At 68.2% G+C, this 15,554-nt stretch carries 13 protein-coding genes; 12 read left to right on the forward strand and 1 reads right to left on the reverse strand.

The features are described 5' to 3' along the window. Positions 1-31 precede the first annotated feature (31 nt). From EJ105_RS24070 to EJ105_RS24125, 12 genes are all read left to right on the forward strand, one after another. Positions 32-1,687, forward strand: a complete 1,656-nt coding sequence (locus EJ105_RS24070; RefSeq protein ID WP_250168317.1) for an MFS transporter — start codon at positions 32-34, stop codon at positions 1,685-1,687. Between the two features lie 500 nt (positions 1,688-2,187). Next, positions 2,188-3,108, forward strand: coding sequence for a LysR family transcriptional regulator (locus EJ105_RS24075; protein ID WP_024279796.1), 921 nt, complete (start codon positions 2,188-2,190; stop codon positions 3,106-3,108). A gap of 117 nt (positions 3,109-3,225) precedes the next feature. Then, entirely contained in the window at positions 3,226-4,032 is an 807-nt protein-coding gene (locus EJ105_RS24080) for a carbon-nitrogen hydrolase family protein (RefSeq protein WP_250168318.1), read from the forward strand. Between the two features lie 14 nt (positions 4,033-4,046). Then, positions 4,047-4,715 (forward strand): RraA family protein, encoded by a 669-nt coding sequence (locus EJ105_RS24085; protein ID WP_250168319.1) that lies wholly within the window; start codon positions 4,047-4,049, stop codon positions 4,713-4,715. Between the two features lie 77 nt (positions 4,716-4,792). Next, positions 4,793-5,839, forward strand: coding sequence for an ABC transporter substrate-binding protein (locus EJ105_RS24090; RefSeq protein ID WP_250168320.1), 1,047 nt, complete (start codon positions 4,793-4,795; stop codon positions 5,837-5,839). Between the two features lie 8 nt (positions 5,840-5,847). Continuing rightward, positions 5,848-6,942, forward strand: a complete 1,095-nt coding sequence (locus EJ105_RS24095; protein ID WP_250168321.1) for an ABC transporter ATP-binding protein — start codon at positions 5,848-5,850, stop codon at positions 6,940-6,942. Then, complete coding sequence (locus EJ105_RS24100; protein WP_250168322.1) at positions 6,939-7,814, forward strand: ABC transporter permease; 876 nt, start codon at positions 6,939-6,941, stop codon at positions 7,812-7,814. The genes EJ105_RS24095 and EJ105_RS24100 overlap by 4 nt, the downstream gene beginning before the upstream one ends. An 11-nt stretch (positions 7,815-7,825) precedes the next feature. Then, positions 7,826-8,620 (forward strand): ABC transporter permease, encoded by a 795-nt coding sequence (locus EJ105_RS24105; RefSeq protein ID WP_024279802.1) that lies wholly within the window; start codon positions 7,826-7,828, stop codon positions 8,618-8,620. Positions 8,621-8,719: 99 nt separating this feature from the next. Beyond that, positions 8,720-9,463 (forward strand): aldolase/citrate lyase family protein, encoded by a 744-nt coding sequence (locus tag EJ105_RS24110; RefSeq protein WP_029557818.1) that lies wholly within the window; start codon positions 8,720-8,722, stop codon positions 9,461-9,463. A gap of 32 nt (positions 9,464-9,495) precedes the next feature. Further along, a complete protein-coding gene (locus EJ105_RS24115; protein ID WP_250168323.1) occupies positions 9,496-11,541 on the forward strand; it encodes a hydantoinase/oxoprolinase family protein in 2,046 nt (681 codons plus the stop codon). A 21-nt stretch (positions 11,542-11,562) separates the two neighbouring features. Next, entirely contained in the window at positions 11,563-13,257 is a 1,695-nt protein-coding gene (locus EJ105_RS24120; protein ID WP_250168324.1) for a hydantoinase B/oxoprolinase family protein, read from the forward strand. Beyond that, positions 13,254-14,285: an Ldh family oxidoreductase gene (locus tag EJ105_RS24125; RefSeq protein ID WP_250168325.1), complete on the forward strand. Its 1,032-nt coding sequence runs from the start codon at positions 13,254-13,256 to the stop codon at positions 14,283-14,285. The genes EJ105_RS24120 and EJ105_RS24125 overlap by 4 nt, the downstream gene beginning before the upstream one ends. Before the next feature lie 61 nt (positions 14,286-14,346). Here EJ105_RS24125 and bktB read toward each other — a convergent pair whose 3' ends face one another. Next, positions 14,347-15,531 (reverse strand): beta-ketothiolase BktB, encoded by a 1,185-nt coding sequence (gene bktB, locus EJ105_RS24130; RefSeq protein ID WP_250168326.1) that lies wholly within the window; start codon positions 15,529-15,531, stop codon positions 14,347-14,349. Positions 15,532-15,554 lie beyond the last annotated feature (23 nt).

Below are 15,554 nucleotides of genomic sequence, written 5' to 3' on the forward strand. Positions count from 1 at the left end.
CACCAACACCAGATTTCGGAAGGAAAAGCCCATGACAGGTTCGACCCCGGCGCAATCGCTGGCGGGCCAGCCGGCCGGCCAGGACGCCAAGGAAAGCTGGGTGCCGATGATCGCCATCGCGCTCGGCCAGGTGATCATGTCCTTTAACGTCGCCTCGCTGCCTGTCGCGATGGGCGGCATGGTGAAGAGCTTCAACGTGCCGCCCACCACGATCGCCACGGGCATCGTGATGTATTCCATGCTGGTGGCGGGCTTCGTGATGCTCGGCGCCAAGCTCAATCAACGGTTTGGCGCGGTCAATGTCTTCCGTGCCACGGTGGTTCTGTTCGGCTGCGCCCAGGTGCTGATGACCTTCAGCCCCAATGCGACGGTCATGATCACCGCGCAGGGCCTGTCAGGCGCAGCAGCGGCGGCCATCGTGCCATCGCTGGTAGCGTTGATCGCGGAAAACTATCGCGGCACCCAGCAGGCGACGGCGCTCGGCGCGCTGGGCTCGGCCCGCGCGGCGGCCGGTGTCGCCGCCTTCCTCATCGGCGGCGTCCTCGGCACCTTCATCGGCTGGCGCCCCGCGTTCGGCATCCTCATCGTTCTTTCAGCCGTGGTGTTCGTCCTGAGCTTCCGTCTCAAGGCGGACCATGGCCGGCCGGAAGTGCAGATCGATCTGGTGGGCGTGGTGCTGGCGGCTGCCGCCATCGTGCTGATCTCGTTCGGCTTCAACAACCTCAACCGGTGGGGCCTCGCGGTGGCGACGCCGGCCGCGCCCTTCAGCATCGCGGGTCTTTCGCCCGCGCCGGTCTTCATCGTGGTCGGCATCGTGCTCGGCCAGTTGTTCGTGCGCTGGACCCGGCGGCGGCAGGAAGCCGGGAAGACGCCGCTGCTGGCGCTGGAGGTCATCACCTCCGGCCAGGAACGCGCGGCGGTGATGGCCATGTTCGCGGTGGTGGCGCTGGAGGCGATGCTGAACTTCTCCGTGCCGCTCTACATCCAGATCGTGCAGGGGCGCTCTCCCCTCGCCACCGCCATCGCCATGATGCCGTTCAACCTCACGGTGTTCTTCTCGGCGATGCTGATCGTGCGCTTCTACGACAAGCTCACCCCGCGCCAGATCGGCCGCTACGGCTTCATGCTCTGCACGGTGGCCCTTGTCTGGCTCGCCTTCGTCGTGCGCAACGACTGGAGCGCGGTTCCGGTGCTGTTCGGCCTCGTCGTCTTCGGGATCGGCCAGGGATCGCTGGTGACGCTGGTGTTCAACGTTCTGGTCACGGCCTCGCCGAAGGAGCTGGCCGGGGATGTCGGCTCCTTGCGCGGCACCACCAACAACCTTGCCGCCGCCGTCGGGACGGCCGTGGCGGGAGCGCTGCTCGTCGGGCTGCTCTCCACCATCGTGCTGGGCCGCGTCGCGGCGACGCCGGAACTGACCCCCGAGGTTCAGGCCATGGTGAATCTCGACAGCATCAACTTCGTTTCAAATGATCGCCTGAGGACGACACTGGAAACCGCCGGTGCGACGCCTGAGCAGGTCACGGCCGCTGTCGTGGTGAACGCAGAATCCCGGCTGAGGGCCCTGAAGATCGGCTTGCTCCTGATGGCCGCTATAGCGCTCCTCAGCATCATTCCCGCCGGACGCCTGCCGGACTACAAGCCCGGGGAAATACCCGATCCAGACACGCCGCCGCCCGCCAAATAGGGCAGAGTCTGCCGAGGTGCGCCCTGCCTATTCAACAGCACCTCGGCAGGCCCAGGAAAGGCGTCGGCTCGTCATCAACGAGAAGAGGTGACCTCGGTCGGCAAAGCCCCCCAGGCGCCTCCCTCGGCCTCTTGGACTTGATACCGAGACGGTCGTCGCAAAGTGCAAAGGGCGAAGAAGGCCCCGCCCCGTGGCAGGGTCGAAGCAATCCTTTGGTCGCTTGGTTTTGGCTAGCGCGAAGGGAACTTCAATCCTCTCTCGCAGCACCGTCCCAAAGCATTGAAATTGCACGACGCAAAGGCTTGAAACGGCACAGCGCATGCCTGTTTGTGATCCCCCGGCTGGCCCGTGCGCGCGCACTCTCCGACCCGCCACGACAGACATGCCAGCCGCCTTTCCTTACGGCACCCAGGGTTCGCGCCCGGAAAGGCGGAGGTTGCAGTTCTGGCGGCAAGGGGCATGATCGCGCCCCTCGGTCGCGGCGGGAGCCTTCAGGGCGCATGAACATAAGGTTCCTTGAAACCTTCCTCTGGGTCGCCCGGCTGCGCAGCTTCTCCAGCGCGGCGGACCGGCTCTGCACCACGCAGGCGGCCGTCTCCAATCGCATCGCGACGCTGGAGAAAGACCTCGGCGTGCGGCTGTTCGACCGCGACCTGCGCAACGTCAGCCTCACGCCGGCCGGCGAGCGGGCGCTGGCCCAGGCGGAGACCATCGTGCGACTCGCAGCCGATCTCAGGCTCGGCGTGGGCGACCCCCAGCGGCTGCGCGGGCGGGTGGCCATCGGCACCATCGATACCGTCGTCTATGCGTGGCTGCCGCGTCTCGTGGAGCATGTGAAATCCATCTATCCCGAGGTGGACCTGGACCTCACCGTGGACAACAGCCTCACGGTCGCGCGCATGCTGCTCGAGGGCCAAGTGGACCTTGCGCTCATCGCGGGGCCGGTGCTGGCACCGGGCTGCCGCAACATCGAACTGTGCAGCTACGGCTGCGTCTGGGTCGCCTCCCCGCGCCTCGCCCTGCACGGCCGCCGGCTGTTGCTGGAGGACATCGTGACCCAGCCCATCTTCGCCTTCTCGCGCGGGTCGCAACCGCACCAGAACGTGCAGAAGCTGGTGGAATCCTCCGGCCTCGACCCGCACCTCGTCCGCATCCTCAACTCCAACTCGCTGGCCACCATCACACGCCTCGTCCGCGACGGCATGGGCGTCGCGGTTCTGCCGGATGTGGTCGTCGCCGAGATGCTGGAGCGGGAGGAACTCGTTCTGCTGGAGGTGGATGCGCGCATTCCGCCGCTGAACCTGCACGCCATTTTCCGTGACGAACCCGGCAGCCCCCTGCCCGGTCTGATCGCCCACATGGCCGCAGCGATCGCCGCCGGCGACCCTCTCGACGGGCATGCTGCACTGCACACGGAATAAGCAACCCCCGCCTATGCCGCTCTCATAAGCATTGCTTGTCACGGCGGACAATTATTTCGCGTTTGTCGGACCTTGGTGGCTCTGCTCTGCTTGCCTCACCAGCAAGGAGGCAGGTGCGTGAAGGTTTCGCTCATCCAGATGAACAGCCAGGGCGACAAGGCGGCGAACCTCAGCGCCGCCAAGGCCCTGATCGAGGACGCAGTCGCTCTCGAACGTCCCGACCTTGTGGTCCTGCCGGAATATTACGCCTGCCTCGGCGATACGCCCGAGGAGACTCAGGCCTCCGCCGAGACCTTCCCCGAGGGAGAGTCCTACCAGCTCATGTCCGGCCTCGCACGGCGCCTGAAGGTGGCGATCCATGCCGGCAGTGTCGCCGAAAAAGACGGCAACGCCTTCTACAACACCACCCTGGTGTTCGGCCCGGACGGCAGCGAGATCGCGCGCTACCGCAAGATTCACCTGTTCGACGTGGAGATTACCGGCGGCACGGTCTACCGCGAATCCGACACGGTCAGCCGCGGCGACGAGGTCGTGACGTACAAGATCGGCGACACCACCGTCGGCTGCGCCATCTGCTACGACATCCGCTTCCCCGAACTGTTCCGCAAGCTGGCCGACAAGGGCGCCGACGTGATCGTGCTGCCCGCCGCCTTCACCCTCATGACCGGCAAGGATCATTGGGAAGTGTTGGCCCGCGCCCGCGCCATCGAGACCCAGACGTGGTTCCTCGCGGTGGGCCAGACCGGCTCGCATGCCGGTGGCAGAAAGTGGTGCTGGGGCCATTCCATGGTTGTCGACCCCTGGGGCCACATCGCCGCCCAGTGCTCCGACGGGGTGGGCTTCACCTCCGCCCGCCTCGACTTTTCCTACACCGGCAAGGTGCGCGCCAACGTTCCCGTTGCCCGCCATCACGTCCTCGCCTGAGCGGAGCCTGCCCCATGTTCATCGTCAACCCCATGCCGGAGCAGATCGCGCCGGACCTCGTCGCCGACCTTGAGAAGTGCGAAGTGGCGACCATCGGCCACGTGCTGCATTCCGGCTTCGTGGACCCCGACATCCGCGCCGTTCTGCCGGGCAAGCGGGTGGCCGGCACCGCGGTGACCCTGCGCATTCCCCATGCCGATTCCACCCTGCTGCACTATCTCACCGCCTATGTGCGCCCCGGCGACGTGGTGGTGATCGAGCGCTGCGGCGACGCCCGGCACGCCTGCTGGGGCGGCGTCATCACCAATGCCATGAAGATGGCCGGGGTGACGGCCGGCGTCATCGACGGCCCGGCCACCGACTTCTCCGAGATCGTGCGCGTGGACATGCCCATGTGGTGCCGTGGCCCCTCGCCCATCACCACCAAGCTGCTCGGCCTCGAAGGCGCGCTGAACGTGCCGGTGAACGTGGGCGGCCAGACCGTTTCGCCCGGCGACGCCGTGCTCTGCGACGAGAGCGGCGTGGTGGTGCTGAAGCCGGCCGAGGCGCCGGCGGTCGCGGCCCGCGCCATCGCCATGCAGGAAGCGGAGGTCGTCCTCCTGTCGCGCCTCGCGGCCGGCGAGAAGCTTCCCGACATCTCCGGCGCCCGCGCCATGGTGGAGGCGAAGCTCCTGTCCGCCTGAGCCCGCCCAACCGCTGATTCAACACTTCACGAGAGGCCGCCCGAGCGGCCCGGTCACCTTTCCAGAGGGACAACGAGATGAACGCAGCATACAAGTTCGGAACCCTGTGCCTCCTCGCCGCCGGCCTCATGGCTGGTCCGGCCGCGGCGGAAACCAACCTGACGGTGATGGCCTATTCCGGCCTGTTCCAGGAGCGCTACACGAAGGCCGTGATCGAGCCTTTCATGAAGGCGCATCCGGACATCAAGGTCACCTTCTTCCCCCTGCCCTCCTCCGCCGCCATGCTGGGCAACCTGCGCGCCCAGAAGGCCGCGCCGCAGGCGGACGTGGTGATCATGGACGTGTCCGTCTCCAAGGCCGGCACGGATGAAGGCCTCTTCACCAAGATCGACGAGACCAACATCCCCAACGTGAAGGATCTCTACCCCAACGCCCGCATCCCCAGCGTGGCCGGCGTGGGCGTGACCTTCGACAACCTCGTGCTGCTCTACAATGCCGAGCAGGTGAAGGAGGCTCCCAAGTCCTGGATGGAGATGGCCAAGGCGCCCTACAAGGGCAAGGTGGTGATCCCCGGCGTGCCTGATATCCAGGGCCTCGGCCTCGTGCTGATCCTCAACAAAGCCAATGGCGGCACCGATTATCTCGCCAATGTGGACAAGGGTCTCGCCGCCGTGGCCGAGATCGCGCCCAACGTGCAGACGTGGGAGCCCAAGCCAGAGGTCTACGCCCCCATCATCACCGGGCAGGCGGCACTGGGCGTCGGCTACAATGCCCGCGCCCAGGTGAACAGCGAGCAATCCGGCGGGAAGATCAAGGCAACCATCCCGCAGGAAGGCACCATCTTCCAGATCAACACTATCAATTTGGTGGCCGGCGCCCCCGCGGCCGACGCGGCGAAGACCTTCGTGAACTACGCGCTCTCCCCCGAAGCGCAGAAGAGCTTCACCGAGACCATGTTCTACGCGCCCACCAATTCCAAGGCCGAGATCACCGGCGCCGCGCTCGACCGCACCGCCGTGAAGAACCTCGACAAGGTGATGTCGGTGGACTGGATCGCTCTCGCGCAGGTGCGCGACAAGATCGCGGAGCAGTGGCGCCGCCGCGTCCTGCCGGCGAGCCGGTGAGGGCAGCCATGATCCACGCCGAGCCCACCGAGATGACGCGCCTGGCGCAGGGACAGGGCTTCCTGTCCCTGCGGGGCCTCACCCGCCGCTATGACCATTTCACCGCGGTGGACGACCTCAATCTCGATGTGGCCAAGGGCGAGCTCGTCGCCTTCCTCGGCCCGTCGGGCTGCGGCAAGACCACGTCGCTGCGCATGATCGCCGGGCTGGTCCCCGCCTCCTCCGGCCATATCGTCGTGGACGGCCGCGACCTGACCGGCGTGGCGCCCTACAAGCGGGACATGGGGCTGGTGTTCCAGTCCTATGCCCTGTTCCCGCACATGGATATCGCCCGCAACGTGGCCTTCGGGCTGGAGATGCGGAAGGTGCCGAAGGCGGAAGCGGCGCAGCGGGTGAAGGAGGCCATCGCCATGGTCCGCCTCACCGGCCGCGAGCACCATCGCCCGGCCCAGCTTTCCGGCGGCCAGCAGCAGCGCGTGGCGCTGGCCCGCGCGCTGGTGGTGCGCCCCTCCATCCTGCTGCTGGACGAGCCCCTCTCCAACCTCGACGCCAAGCTGCGCGACGAGATGCGCACCGAGATCCGCGACATCCAGAAGCGGCTCGGCATCACGGCCATCTTCGTCACCCACGACCAGATGGAAGCCCTCACCATCTGCGACAAGGTGGTGGTGATGAACCACGGCCGGCTGGAGCAGGTCGGCACGCCCCACGAGATCTACGAGCATCCCAAGACCGCCTTCGTGGCCGGCTTCGTCGGCCGCATCAATCGCCTGCCCGGTCGGGCCTCCGGCGGTGTGGCGCAGGTGGCGGGGATCACCGTTTCCGCCCCCGGCTTTGACGGCCCCGTGGATGTGATGGTGCGGCCCCATCGCATGATCCTCTCCACCGGCCCGGTGCCGGCCGACGCGGGGCTGCACCAGCTCTCCGGCACCGTGACCCGCGCCACCTTCGCCGGCGACATCCTCGAATATGAGGTGGAGGCCGCCGGCACCCTTCTGAAGACCGAGGCATCCACTCGCGGCGGCGAGGCCCTGCTCGCCCCCGGCACGCCCGTCACCCTGTCCTGGCGCCCCCAGGATACGTTCGTGTACCCCGCGTCATGACGAGCCTCGCCCTCTCCCACACTGAGCCGCGACGGCTCGGCCCCCTCGGCACGGCCAGCGCCCTGCTGCTGCCCATCGCCGTGGTGAATGCCATCGGCTTCCTGTGGCCGGTGGTGAACCTGCTGAAGATGTCGTTCCGCGAGGCGCAGGCCTCCGGCGCGCTCGGCGCGGGCTACAATCTGGACACCTGGACCAACGCCCTCACCGACAGCTTCACCCTGGAGCTGATCACCAACAGCGTCGGCGTCAGCCTGCTCATCACGGTGCTGACGCTCATCGCCTCCTACCCCATCGCGCTCTACCTGCACCGCTCAACCGGCACGTGGCGCACGGTGCTGATGGTGCTGGTGGTAGCACCGCTCCTCACCTCCGCCGTGGTGCGCACCTATGGCTGGATCGCCATCCTCTCCGACCGGGGACTGGTGGCCAATGCGCTGATGGCCCTTGGCATGGCGGAGCCGCCGCGCCTCATGTTCAACCTCACCGGCGTCGTCATCGGCCTCACCGAGATCCTGATGCCCTACATGATCCTCGCGCTGCTCTCGGGCTTCGGCCGGCTCGATCCGCGGCTGGAGGAGGCGGCCCTGACGCTGGGCGCCTCGCCGCTCAAGACCTTCTGGCGGGTGGTGCTGCCGCTCACGGCGCCGGGCATGGCGCTGGGCGGGCTCCTGTGCTTCGTGCTCGCCATCTCCTCCTTCGTCACGCCGAAGCTGCTCGGCGGCGGGCGCGTGTTCCTGCTCGCCACCGAAATCTACGACCAGGCCATCGTGACCCTCAACTGGCCGCTCGCCGCCGCGCTGTCCATGATCGTGCTCGTGGTGTTCGGCATTTCCCTCACGCTCTACGCCCGCGCCCTGCGGCGCATCGCCTGAGGAGGAGAGACATGGACGAACGCCCCGTCTCCCCGGCCCTGAAGATCGCCGCCGGACTGATGTTCCTGTTCCTGCTGGCGCCGCTGCTGGTGGTGCTTCCCATCTCCTTCAGCGGCGACGACTTCATGGCCTTCCCGCCCTCCAGCTGGAGCGTGAAATGGTATGGCGCCATCTTCGCCAATTCGGTGATGATGAACGCCTTCTGGATCAGCCTCGCGCTGGCCTTCGTGGTCACCGTGCTGTCGCTCGGCATCGGCCTGCCGGCGGCCTATGCGCTGGTGCGCCTCAAGCCGCCCGGTGCGGAAGCCCTCGCCAACCTGTTCTCGGCGCCGCTCCTCCTGCCCACCATCGTGCTCGGCCTCGCCTTGCTGCTGGTGTTCGCGCCCATGGGCCTCATCGGCTCCTTCCAGGGTCTGGTGGCCGCCCATCTGATCGTCACGCTGCCCTATGCGGTGCGGGTGCTCTCGACGGCGCTGGCCAACCTGCCGCTCACGGTGGAGGAGGCGGCCGGAATGCTCGGCGCGCGGCCGCTGACCGTGTTCTTCCGCGTCACCCTGCCCATGATGCGCTCGGGGCTCGTCTCCACCACGGCCCTGTGCTTCCTCGTCTCCTTCGACGAGGTGGTGCTCTCCCTGTTCATGACCGGCCCCCGCCTGCAGACGCTGCCGGTAGCCATGTACAACCACGTGGATCAGCAGGCGGACCCCATGGCGGCCGCCATCTCGGTGCTGCTCGTGGTGCTGACCCTCGCCGTCGTGCTGGTCGTGGACCGCACCGCCGGCCTCACACGGACCTTCGTGAAATGACATTGGCCGGCGGCTGACGCCGGCCTCATCCCCTCGCGCCTCGACCGACCCGCCTTGCGCGGGAACGGGAGAGCTTTGCCTGACGCCCGGAGCCCTGACGTGACCTCTTCCCTCGCCTCCTTCGCCTTCTGGCTCACCGCCCCGGTCTTCCCGCACATCGAAATCGCGCGGGACGCCGGCTTCACCGCCGTGGTGCTCGACATCGAGCACGGCACCTTCAACCTCGACGACCTCGACCGGGTGATCCCCTTCTGCCGGGCGCTGGGCATCAAGGTCTACGCCAAGGTGCTTGGCCCGCTCACCGAGCCGATCCAGCAGGCGCTCGATTTCGGCGCCGATGCGGTCATCATTCCCCACATCGCCGGCGTGGACCATGCGCGGCAGGTGACGGCATCGGCCAAGTATCCCCCGCTCGGGGTGCGCTCCTACGCCGGTGGCCGCACGGTGATGTACGGCCCCGCCTCGCCCACCTACGCCTCGGACGAGAACGCCCGGGTCAAGTGCTGGCCGATGATCGAGAGCCGGGAATCCCTCGCCGATGTGGAGGCCATCGCGGCCCTGCCGACGGTGGACGGCCTGTTCGCCGGCCCCACCGACCTCGCCATGGCGGCCGGCAACGAGCGCTACACTTTCTCCGACGCCGACAAGGCCGACATCGCCCGCATCGCCGCTGCCGCGAAGGCGGCCGGCAAGCCCTGGGTGATGCCCTGCTGGACCCAGCCGGAGCGCGCCTTCGCCAAGGCGCACGACGTCTCCGTCACCGTGGTGGGCGCCCAGTTCTACATGGTGCGCGCGGCCTTCGCGTCCCTGGTGGATGGCCTTTCCGCCGAAGGCCTCATCTGACCCACCCCTTCATCCAGATATCGAGTGACCCCATGAGCACCCCCTCCATCCGCATCGCCGTGGACATCGGCGGCACCTTCACCGACATCGAGATCCTCGACGGGCGCACCGGCGAGATCCATCAGATGAAGACGCCGAGCACCCCGTCTGATCCATCCATCGGCCTGCTCACCGGCATCAAGCAGGCGAGCCAGCGCTTCGGCTTCTCCCTGGATGAGGTGCAATACCTGCTGCACGGCACCACCATCGCCACCAATGCGGTGCTGGAGCGCAAGCTGCCCCTCGGTGCGGTGGTGACAACCGCCGGCTTCGAGGACGTGATGCAGATCGGCCGCCATGGCCGCACCGATGTCTACGCCATCACCGCCTCGCCCCAGGCGGCGCTGGTGAAACGGCGCTTCTGCTACGGCCTCAAGGAACGCATCGGTGCCGACGGGCGCATCATCACCGCCCTCGACGCGGCCGAGGTGCGGGCGCTGGCGGGCCAGCTGAAGCAGGCCGGCGTGAAGTCGGTCGCCGTCTGCTTCCTCAACGCCTACGCCAATCCCGCGCATGAGCAGCAGGCCGGCACCATCCTGCGCGACCTCCTACCGGGCATCGAGATCTCGCTCTCCTCCGACATCTCTCCCGAGCTGCGCGAATACGAGCGCATGTCCACCACCACGCTGAACGCGCTGCTGGTGCCGGTGGTGAAGACCTACACCGACCGCCTCGCCGGCAAGCTGAAGGAAGAGGTGCCGCAGACGCAGGTCTATCTGGTCCAGTCCAACGGCGGCGTGGCGGGTCTTGCCAAGGCCGGACGCGAGCCGGCCCGGCTGCTGCTGTCCGGCCCCTCCGGCGGCGCAGCGGCGGCCAAGCGCCTGTCGGTGGCGCTCGACGAACCGAACCTCGTCGCAGTGGACATGGGCGGCACCAGCTTCGACGTGTCCGTGGTGCACGAGGGCAATGTCTCCATGGTCAACGAGGGCGAGGTGGACGGGCTGCCCGTGCGCCTGCCCATGATCGAGATGCGCACCATCGGCGCCGGCGGCGGCTCCATCGCCTGGGTGGATGACGGAGGACGCCTGCGCATCGGCCCCCACAGCGCGGGCGCCGAGCCCGGCCCGGCCTGCTACGGCCGCAGCGGAAAGCGCCTCACCGTCACCGATGCCAATCTGCTGCTCGGCCGTCTCGACGGATCGAGCTTCATGGGCGGCGGCATGGGCCTTGATCGCGAAGCGGCCGCGCGGGCGGCGGACGAGGTGTCCGGCAAGCTGAAGCTCTCGGCCGAAGAGACGGCGGCGGGCGTCATCGCCGTCACCAATTCCAGCCTCGCCACCGCCATCCGCCTGTCCCTGTTCGAGAAGGGCATGGACCCGGAAGATTTCGCGCTGCTCTCCTTCGGCGGCGCCGGTGGCGTCCATGCCTGCGAGGTGGCCGAGGAGCTGGGCATGAACAAGGTGATCTTCCCCGCCCACGCCTCCACGCTTTCGGCGTGGGGCATCCTGTGGTCGGACATCACCCACGACCTCTCCTCCACGCAGATCGGGCTGCTGGCGGACCTCGGCGACAGCCTCGCCCAGCGCGCCGTCCAGCTGGCGCAGGATGGCGACCGGCTCTTGGCGGAAGATGGCGTCACGGCCGAAAATCGCGGCTTCGAATGGGCGCTGGACCTGCGCTACCAGGGCCAGGCCTTCGACCTGCGCGTGCCGCTGGAGGAGGCCGATTTTTCGGCCGACGGCATCGCCCGCGCCACCGCCGCTTTCCATGCGCTGCACCGCCAGCGCTTCTCCTATGACGAGCCCGCCGTGCCGGTGGAGGTGGTGGCGCTGCGGCTCTCCGCCATCGGCCGCCTCGCCAAGCCCACGCCGGCTCCGGCGGTGGCGGGCGTCGCCGCCGCGGACAAGTCCCGCTCCGTCTATGGCCGGGGCGGCTTCGTGGATACCCGCGTGGTGGCCCGCGAGGCGGTGACCGCCGAGGGCATCGCCGGCCCCGCCGTGGTGGAGGAGGTCTATACCGCCACCTATTTGCCCGCCGGCTGGACCATCCGCTCCCATGCCACCGGCGCGCTCGTGGCCGAGCGCACCCAGCGCCACTGACACCTTGAGGACACTCAAATCATGACAACCATCGATCCCGTCCGCCTCGAGGTGATCCGCAATGCGCTGGTCGCGGCCTCCGAGGAAATGAGCCTCACCATCTGGCGCACCAGCCGCTCCACCGTGGTGCGTGAAATCCTCGACTTCTCCACCGCCGTGTTCGACGCCGAGGGCCGCAACATCGCCCAGTCGGCCCGCATTCCGGTGCATCTCAATTCCATGTCCGACTGCCTGAAGACCGTGCTGGAGAAGTTCATTCCGCTCGAAAGCTGGAATGAGGGCGACGTCATCGTCACCAACGATCCCTATGCCGGCGGCCAGCATCTGCCGGATATCCAGACGTTCCGCCCGGTGTTCGTGGACGGCAAGCGCGTCGCCATCGTCGGCACGCTCTGCCACCATGTGGACGTGGGCGGCGGTGCGGCCGGCTCCTATTACGCGGCGGCCACCGAAATCTTCCACGAAGGCATCCGCATTCCCCCGCTGCGCCTCGTCGAGAAGGGCACGCTCAACACCGGCGTGTTCGAGATGCTGCTCTACAATGTGCGCCAGGCGGAAGAGACCCGCGGCGACCTCAACGCCCAGATCGCGGCGCTGGGTATCGGCGCCAAGGCGGTGGCGCGCATCGCCCGCAAGTATGGCGCCGACACGCTGTCCGCCGCCATGTCAGCCATTCTCGATGGCTCCGAGCGCATGATGCGCGCGGCCATCGCCGCGCTGCCGGACGGCACCGCCTCCTTCGTGGAGACGGTGGACGACGACGGCCAGTCGGAGGAGCCCATCCGCCTTGAGGTGACGATCACCAAGGCGGGCGATGTCATCACCCTCGACTTCGCCGGCTCCAGCCCGCAGGTGCGCGGCCCGGTGAACAACACGCCGGCCATGACCTGCTCGGCGGTCTATTACGCGCTGCTCGCCGCCCTCGGCTCGGACATCCCCGCCAATTCCGGCTGCTACCGGCCGGTGACGGTGGCCTTGCCCGAAGGCAGCGTGGTGAATGCGCAATTCCCCGCCCCCGTGGCCGGGCGCATGGTGGTGAACCACCGCATCGCCACCGCGGTGTTCGGGGCCCTCGCCCAGATCGCGCCGGAGCGCATTCCGGCGGCATACTACGCCATCTCCTACGTCTATGCGGTCTCGCTGGTGCGGCCGGATGCCAAGCGGCAGGTCTATTTCGACATCGAGGTGGGCGGCTGGGGCGGCCATGCGGGCGGAGACGGCGCGAGCGCTTTGTCCTGCGGCCTCCACAACAACACCAACGCGCCCATCGAGATGGTGGAGGCGAAATATCCCGTGGTCTTCACCCGCTACGGCCTTCTGCCGGACAGCGGCGGCGCGGGCGAGAACCGTGGCGGACTCGGCCTCGTGCGCGAATTCCGGCTTGAAGCGCCGCAAGGCTCCCTCTCCACCAATTTCGAGCGCTTCCGCTTCCCGCCCTACGGCATCAAGGGCGGAAAGCCCGGCTCCCTCTCCTCCACCACCGTGACGCGGGCGGACGGCTCCGCCGTGAGCCTCAATTCCAAGGTCTCGGGCATTCCGCTTCAGGCCGGGGACACGGTGACCATCAAGACCTCCGGCGGCGGCGGCTTCGGCGACCCGGCGGACCGAGATCCGGCACGCATCGCCGAAGACATCGCCGAGGGTCTCGTGACGGAGGACGCCGCCCGCACCCTCTATGGCTATGCCCGCGCGGCGGAAAAGGGAGAGGCGGCGTGAGCGCCGCGTCTTCCGTGCCCATGACCTGCCTCAGCCTCAAGGAGGTGGAGGACCTGACCTTCCGGGCGCTGACCGCGTGCGGCGTCAGCCCGGCCAACGCCCTGTCGGTCACCGCCTCGGTGGTGGCCGCCGAGGCCGAGGGCGTCCACAGCCACGGCCTCGCCCGCCTGCCCACCTATTGCGCCCATGCCAAGGTCGGCAAGATCGACGGCAAGGCCATGCCGGAACTGACCCGCCCCCGGCCGGGCCTTGTCCGCGTGGACGCAAGGGACGGCTTCGCCCATCCCGCCATCGACCTCGGCCTGCCGGCCCTGTTCGAAGCGGCCAAGACGCAGGGTATCGCCGCGTTGGCCGTCACCAATTCCTACAATTGCGGCGTCGTGGGCTACCATGTGGAGCGCATCGCCAAAGCCGGCCTGATGGCGCTCGGCTTCGTGAATGCGCCGGCCTCCATCGCCCCGGTGGGCGGCACGAAGCCGGTGTTCGGCACCAATCCGGTCGCCTTCGCAGTGCCCCGCAGCGGCGAAGATCCGCTGGTGCTGGACCAGTCGTCCAGCGTCATCGCCAAGAGCGAAATCGTTGTGCATCAGCAGCGGGGCCAGAAGATTCCGCTGGGCTGGGCGCTGGACCGGAACGGCAATCCCACGGACGACCCCGCTGCCGCCTTGGATGGAGGCACCATGGTTCCCTCCGGCGGTCACAAGGGCGCGGGGCTGGCGCTGATCGTGGAGCTGTTCGCGGCCTGGATTACGGGGGCGAACCTCTCCATCGACGCCTCCTCCTTCGCCGACAATGCGGGCGGCTCGCCGCGCACCGGGCAGTTCTTCATCGCCGTGGACCCCGGCCCGCTGGCCGGCCCCGACGCGGCGGCGCGGCTCGCGCACCTGTTCGCGGTCATCGCGGAGCAGGAGGGCGCACGGCTGCCGGGCTCCCGCCGCGCCGCCGCCCGGCGCCAGACGGCAGATGCCGGGGTGCGCATTCCGGCAATCTTGAAGGACCGGCTCGACACCATCGCGGCCGGCGCCTGAGGGACGAGCGGATGGGCGCGCGGCATTGCCCCGCCCACCCGCTCAAGGTGCCGAGGATGCCTCAGGCCGCCTCGACGACCATGGCGATGCCCTGCCCGCCGCCGATGCACATGGTGACAAGACCGTACTTGCCGCCGATGCGCTTGAGCTCATGGAGGATCTTGACGGTCAGGATGGCCCCGGTCGCCCCAACGGGATGGCCGAGGGCGATCGCCCCGCCATTGGGGTTGACCTTGGCCGGGTCGAAACCGAGCGCCGCTCCGACCGCACAGGACTGAGCGGCGAAGGCCTCATTGGATTCGATCACATCGAGGTCGGCGACGCCGATGCCCGCGCGTGCGAGCGCAATGCGCACGGCCGGCACCGGGCCCATCCCCATCTCGGCGGGATCGACGCCCGCGAGCCCCCAGGAGACGAGGCGCGCCAGCGGCGTCAGACCACGCTTGGCGACCGCCTCCCGCGAGGCGAGGACGACCGCGCCCGCCCCGTCGTTGATACCGGACGAATTGCCGGCGGTGACGGTTCCGCCCTTGGCGAAAACCGGGCGCAGCCGCGTGAAATCATCGAGGCTCACCTCCCGCCGGACATGCTCATCGGTGTCGAACGTGACGGTGCCCTTCCGGCCGGAGAGATCGAAGGGGGCGATCTGGTCCTTGAAGTAGCCCGCAGAGATGGCGTGCGCGGCCCGCCGGTGGCTTTCGAGCGCGGCGGCGTCTTGCGCTTCCCGGCTGACATCGTAGCGCTGCGACACGGTTTCGGCGGTCACGCCCATGTGGCCGTGGCCGAACGGATCGGTCAGCACGCCCACCATCATGTCAGCCGCCTGCGCATTGCCCATGCGCTGACCCCAGCGGGCGCCGGGCAACAGATAGCCGGCACGGCTCATGCTCTCGGCACCACCCGCGAGCGCCGTCTCCGCATCGCCAAGCATGATCGCATGGGCGGCGGTGAGGATCGCCTGGAGGCCGGAGCCGCACAGGCGGTTCACCGTGAGCGCCGGCGCCTCCTTCGGCACGCCCGCCTCCATGGCCACCACGCGGGAGATGTACATGTCGCGCGGCTCGCCATGGATGACGTTGCCCACCACGGTCTGGCCGATCTCCTCGGCCGCAAGGCCGGACCGGGAGATGGCGGCACGGGCCGCATGCGCGCCGAGCGTCGTTGCCGGCACGTCCTTCAGACTTCCCCCGAAATCGCCGATGGCCGTACGCGCTGCTGAAACGAAAAAGACTTCGGCGCCACTCATGGGAACGTCCTTCGGTGTGCGGT

The sequence above is a fragment of the Xanthobacter aminoxidans genome, assembly GCF_023571765.1.
Classification (GTDB): Bacteria; Pseudomonadota; Alphaproteobacteria; order Rhizobiales; family Xanthobacteraceae; genus Xanthobacter; species Xanthobacter aminoxidans.

What these genes read in the sequence shown, in the direction of transcription:
- bktB (WP_250168326.1), bottom strand. Translation starts at nt 15,531, where the DNA reads ATGAGTGGCGCCGAAGTCTTTTTCGTTTCAGCAGCGCGTACGGCCATC.
- EJ105_RS24120 (WP_250168324.1), top strand. Translation starts at nt 11,563, where the DNA reads ATGACAACCATCGATCCCGTCCGCCTCGAGGTGATCCGCAATGCGCTG.
- EJ105_RS24075 (WP_024279796.1), top strand. Translation starts at nt 2,188, where the DNA reads ATGAACATAAGGTTCCTTGAAACCTTCCTCTGGGTCGCCCGGCTGCGC.
- EJ105_RS24100 (WP_250168322.1), top strand. Translation starts at nt 6,939, where the DNA reads ATGACGAGCCTCGCCCTCTCCCACACTGAGCCGCGACGGCTCGGCCCC.
- EJ105_RS24085 (WP_250168319.1), top strand. Translation starts at nt 4,047, where the DNA reads ATGTTCATCGTCAACCCCATGCCGGAGCAGATCGCGCCGGACCTCGTC.
- EJ105_RS24095 (WP_250168321.1), top strand. Translation starts at nt 5,848, where the DNA reads ATGATCCACGCCGAGCCCACCGAGATGACGCGCCTGGCGCAGGGACAG.
- EJ105_RS24115 (WP_250168323.1), top strand. Translation starts at nt 9,496, where the DNA reads ATGAGCACCCCCTCCATCCGCATCGCCGTGGACATCGGCGGCACCTTC.
- EJ105_RS24105 (WP_024279802.1), top strand. Translation starts at nt 7,826, where the DNA reads ATGGACGAACGCCCCGTCTCCCCGGCCCTGAAGATCGCCGCCGGACTG.
- EJ105_RS24070 (WP_250168317.1), top strand. Translation starts at nt 32, where the DNA reads ATGACAGGTTCGACCCCGGCGCAATCGCTGGCGGGCCAGCCGGCCGGC.
- EJ105_RS24090 (WP_250168320.1), top strand. Translation starts at nt 4,793, where the DNA reads ATGAACGCAGCATACAAGTTCGGAACCCTGTGCCTCCTCGCCGCCGGC.